Here is a 5,474-nt window from a genome sequence, read left to right on the forward strand (position 1 = left end):
CTGGTAGGTTTGGGGGTCGCGCCTTGATCTGATGCCCGTGGGGGTTGAGGGTTTTGTGTGTCTGATGTTTGAGAACTCAACAGTGTGCCAAAAGTCGACGAGATAATCAGTAGTAAGGCCTCGGACTTTTGCTTCTCTTTGGAGGGGTGAGTGTTTGGGGTTGATTCCGTGACAATTATTTGTCAGCAAATAGTTAGTCCGGGTCATAACGGAAGTTGTTGCCTAGCCTTTGGTTGGGTTTTCGACGGAGAGTTTGATCCTGGCTCAGGACGAACGCTGGCGGCGTGCTTAACACATGCAAGTCGAGCGGTAAGGCCCTTCGGGGTACACGAGCGGCGAACGGGTGAGTAACACGTGAGTAATCTGCCCTTCACTCTGGGATAACCGCTGGAAACGGTGGCTAATACCGGATATGACCTCCTTCCGCATGGTGGGTGGTGGAAAGTTTTTCGGTGGAGGATGAGCTCGCGGCCTATCAGCTTGTTGGTGGGGTGATGGCCTACCAAGGCGACGACGGGTAGCCGGCCTGAGAGGGTGACCGGCCACACTGGGACTGAGACACGGCCCAGACTCCTACGGGAGGCAGCAGTGGGGAATATTGGACAATGGGCGAAAGCCTGATCCAGCAACGCCGCGTGAGGGATGACGGCCTTCGGGTTGTAAACCTCTTTCAGTAGGGACGAAGCGAGAGTGACGGTACCTACAGAAGAAGGACCGGCCAACTACGTGCCAGCAGCCGCGGTAATACGTAGGGTCCGAGCGTTGTCCGGAATTATTGGGCGTAAAGGGCTCGTAGGCGGTTTGTCACGTCGGGAGTGAAAACTTGGGGCTTAACCCCATTCGTGCTTCCGATACGGGCAGACTAGAGGCAGGCAGGGGAGAACGGAATTCCTGGTGTAGCGGTGGAATGCGCAGATATCAGGAGGAACACCGGTGGCGAAGGCGGTTCTCTGGGCCTGTTCTGACGCTGAGGAGCGAAAGCATGGGGAGCGAACAGGATTAGATACCCTGGTAGTCCATGCCGTAAACGTTGGGCGCTAGGTGTGGGATCCATTCCACGGGTTCCGTGCCGCAGCTAACGCATTAAGCGCCCCGCCTGGGGAGTACGGCCGCAAGGCTAAAACTCAAAGGAATTGACGGGGGCCCGCACAAGCGGCGGAGCATGCTGATTAATTCGATGCAACGCGAAGAACCTTACCTGGGTTTGACATACACCAGAAGCCTGCAGAGATGTGGGTCTCTTTGGACACTGGTGTACAGGTGGTGCATGGCTGTCGTCAGCTCGTGTCGTGAGATGTTGGGTTAAGTCCCGCAACGAGCGCAACCCTTGTCCTATGTTGCCAGCACGTAATGGTGGGGACTCATAGGAGACTGCCGGGGTCAACTCGGAGGAAGGTGGGGATGACGTCAAGTCATCATGCCCCTTATGTCCAGGGCTTCAAGCATGCTACAATGGCCGGTACAAAGGGCTGCGAAACTGCAAAGTGGAGCGAATCCCAAAAAGCCGGTCTCAGTTCGGATTGGGGTCTGCAACTCGACCCCATGAAGTCGGAGTCGCTAGTAATCGCAGATCAGCAACGCTGCGGTGAATACGTTCCCGGGCCTTGTACACACCGCCCGTCACGTCATGAAAGTCGGCAACACCCGAAGCCGGTGGCCTAACCCCTTGTGGGAGGGAGCTGTCGAAGGTGGGGCTGGCGATTGGGACGAAGTCGTAACAAGGTAGCCGTACCGGAAGGTGCGGCTGGATCACCTCCTTTCTAAGGAGCATTGCTCATCACTGTCGCAACTGGTTTGTGGTGGTGGTGTGTTCCTGGCTTGATCACGCGAATGTCGTGGTGGCCGGGTGCTCAGATAGTGGAACGTCGATTATTCAATCGTTGGGTTGGGCTTGTGCAGCTAGTACTGCTGTGCCTCTTTCGGGGGGTTCGGTGTGGAGGGTTGTGTGGGTCTGGTCTGGTGGTTGGGCACGCTGTTGGGTCCTGAGGCATCAGGCGCCTTCGGTCTCCCGGTTGGGGGGTCGGGGGTGCTGTTGTCTTGGTTCCGGCCAGGCCGGTCATGACCTGTGGGTTGTGGTTCGGGTGGTTGCGGGTTGTGGTTTGAGAACTTCACAGTGGACGCGAGTGTCTTTGTAGTGTGTGTAATTTGCAAGCTACTAAGGGCACATGGTGGATGCCTTGGCATCGAGAGCCGATGAAGGACGTAGGAGTCTGCGATAAGCCCTGGGGAGCTGACAACCGAGCTGTGATCCGGGGGTGTCCGAATGGGGAAACCCGGCCAGAGTTATGTCTGGTCACCGGCGCCTGAACACATAGGGCGTTCGGAGGGAACGTGGGGAAGTGAAACATCTCAGTACCCACAGGAAGAGAAAACAACAGTGATTCCGTGAGTAGTGGCGAGCGAAAGCGGATGAGGCTAAACCGTGCGGATGTGAGAGACGGCAGTTGTTGTCCGTGCGGGGTCGTGGGAGCGCATTGCTGGTTCTGCCGAGCTGGCGAGAAGTGATAAAACTCAGGTGAAGTCGAAGGGCCTGGAATGGTCCGGCGTAGAGGGTGAGACCCCTGTAGGCGTAAGTCTGAGTCTTCTTTTGTGTTATCCCGAGTAACGCGTGACTCCTGGAATTGCGCGTGAATTTGGCGGGACCACCCGTTAAGCCTAAATACTCCTCGATGACCGATAGCGGACAAGTACCGTGAGGGAAAGGTGAAAAGTACCCCGGGAGGGGAGTGAAATAGTACCTGAAACCATGTGCCTACAATCCGTCGGAGCGATCCCTTGTGGGTTGTGACGGCGTGCCTTTTGAAGAATGAGCCTGCGAGTTAGTGGTACGTGGCGAGGTTAACCCGTTGGGGGGTAGCCGTAGCGAAAGCGAGTCCGAATAGGGCGTTGAGTCGCGTGCTCTAGACCCGAAGCGGAGTGATCTATCCATGGGCAGGTTGAAGCGCGGGTAAGACCGCGTGGAGGACCGAACCCACTTAGGTTAAAAACTGAGGGGATGACCTGTGGATAGGGGTGAAAGGCCAATCAAACTCCGTGATAGCTGGTTCTCCCCGAAATGCATTTAGGTGCAGCGTCGTTTGTTTCTTGCCGGAGGTAGAGCACTGGATGATCTAGGGGGCCTACAAGCTTACCGAAATCAGCCAAACTCCGAATGCCGGCAAGTGAGAGAGCGGCAGTGAGACTGCGGGGGATAAGCTCCGTAGTCGAGAGGGAAACAGCCCAGACCATCAGCTAAGGCCCCTAAGCGATTGCTAAGTGGAAAAGGATGTGGAGTCGCACAGACAACCAGGAGGTTGGCTTAGAAGCAGCCATCCTTGAAAGAGTGCGTAATAGCTCACTGGTCAAGTGATTCTGCGCCGACAATTTAGCGGGGCTCAAGCAATCCGCCGAAGCTATGGCATTCATACGTGTACTCGGCCCCTTGTGGGTCCAGGTGTGTGGATGGGTAGGGGAGCGTCGTGTGGCGTGTGAAGCGGCGGGGTGACCCAGCCGTGGATGCCACACGAGTGAGAATGCAGGCATGAGTAGCGAATGAGGAGTGAGAAACTCTTCCGCCGAATGACCAAGGGTTCCAGGGTCAAGCTAATCTGCCCTGGGTAAGTCGGGACCTAAGGCGAGGCCGACAGGCGTAGTCGATGGACAACGGGTTGATATTCCCGTACCGGCGTTGGTGCGCCCATGCTGAATCAGTGATGCTAAGCACCCGAGCTGAGCTTGATCACCCTTCGGGGTGGCGTGTCTTGGTGAGCGTGTGACCCGAACTGGTAGTAGGCAAGTGATGGGGTGACGCAGGAAGGTAGCTCATCGCGGCGATGGTTGTCCGCGTGTAAGGACGTAGGGCGACAGATAGGTAAATCCGTCTGTCATGTGCCTGAGATCTGATGCCGAGCCGTTTTGGCGAAGTGAGTGATCCTATGCTGTCGAGAAAAGCCTCTAGCGAGTACCAGAGCCGCCCGTACCCCAAACCGACACAGGTGGTCAGGTAGAGAATACCAAGGCGATCGAGTGAATCGTGGTTAAGGAACTCGGCAAAATGCCCCCGTAACTTCGGGAGAAGGGGGGCCTGATTCGTGAACACCCTTGCGGTGGGAAGCGATGAGGGCCGCAGAGACCAGGCCCAAGCGACTGTTTACTAAAAACACAGGTCCGTGCGAAGAAGTAATTCGATGTATACGGACTGACTCCTGCCCGGTGCTGGAAGGTTAAGGGGACGTGTTAGCCGTAAGGCGAAGCACTGAACTTAAGCCCCAGTAAACGGCGGTGGTAACTATAACCATCCTAAGGTAGCGAAATTCCTTGTCGGGTAAGTTCCGACCTGCACGAATGGAGTAACGACTTGGGCGCTGTCTCAACCACGAGCTCGGCGAAATTGCACTACGAGTAAAGATGCTCGTTACGCGCGGCAGGACGGAAAGACCCCGGGACCTTCACTACAGCTTGGTATTGGTGTTTGGTTCGACTTGTGTAGGATAGGTGGGAGACTGTGAAGCGGCCACGCCAGTGGTTGTGGAGTCAATGTTGAAATACCACTCTGGTCGTACTAGATATCTAACTTAGGTCCGTGATCCGGATCAGGGACAGTGCCTGGTGGGTAGTTTAACTGGGGCGGTTGCCTCCTAAAATGTAACGGAGGCGCCCAAAGGTTCCCTCAGCCTGGTTGGCAATCAGGTGTTGAGTGTAAGTGCACAAGGGAGCTTGACTGTGACACCGACGGGTGGAGCAGGGACGAAAGTCGGGACTAGTGACCCGGCGCTGGCATGTGGAAGCGGCGTCGCTCAACGGATAAAAGGTACCCCGGGGATAACAGGCTGATCTTCCCCAAGAGTCCATATCGACGGGATGGTTTGGCACCTCGATGTCGGCTCGTCGCATCCTGGGGCTGGAGCAGGTCCCAAGGGTTGGGCTGTTCGCCCATTAAAGCGGCACGCGAGCTGGGTTTAGAACGTCGTGAGACAGTTCGGTCCCTATCCGCCGCGCGCGTAGGAAACTTGAGAAAGGCTGTCCCTAGTACGAGAGGACCGGGATGGACGAACCTCTGGTGTGTCAGTTGTTCTGCCAAGAGCACTGCTGATTAGCTACGTTCGGGAGTGATAACCGCTGAAAGCATCTAAGCGGGAAGCACGTTTCAAGATGAGGTTTCCCACCCTTCGTGGGTTAAGGCCCCCAGTAGACCACTGGGTTGATAGGCCGGAAGTGTAAGCGTAGCAATGCGTGCAGCTGACCGGTACTAATAGGCCGAGGGCTTGTCTACACACATTTACAAAGACATTATGCGTCCACTGTGAGGTTCTGGGATCACAACCCATTACAACAACAGAACAGAGTTGTTGGTTGTGTAATCCTGTAGGGTTACGGCGGCCATGGCGAAGGGGAAACACCCGGCAACATTCCGAACCCGGAAGTTAAGCCCTTCAGCGCCGATGGTACTGCACGGGAGACTGTGTGGGAGAGTAGGACGCCGCCGGACAATATTT

3 rRNA genes are annotated in these 5,474 nt (G+C 56.0%); all 3 read left to right on the forward strand.

Annotated features, from left to right (window positions below):
- The first annotated feature begins 241 nt into the window (after window positions 1-241).
- The 3 genes from HCT63_RS20140 to rrf all read left to right on the forward strand — a co-directional run bounded on the left by HCT63_RS20140 (window position 242) and on the right by rrf (window position 5,467).
- Window positions 242-1,760, forward strand: a 16S ribosomal RNA gene (locus tag HCT63_RS20140).
- Window positions 1,761-2,145: 385 nt separating this feature from the next.
- Window positions 2,146-5,251: ribosomal RNA gene (locus HCT63_RS20145) — 23S ribosomal RNA — on the forward strand.
- 99 nt (window positions 5,252-5,350) lie between these two features.
- Window positions 5,351-5,467: ribosomal RNA gene (gene rrf, locus HCT63_RS20150) — 5S ribosomal RNA — on the forward strand.
- Together the 16S, 23S and 5S rRNA genes form the textbook arrangement of a ribosomal RNA operon.
- Window positions 5,468-5,474 lie beyond the last annotated feature (7 nt).

The sequence above is a fragment of the Mumia sp. ZJ430 genome (assembly GCF_011751845.1).
Lineage (GTDB): Bacteria > Actinomycetota > Actinomycetes > Propionibacteriales > Nocardioidaceae > Mumia.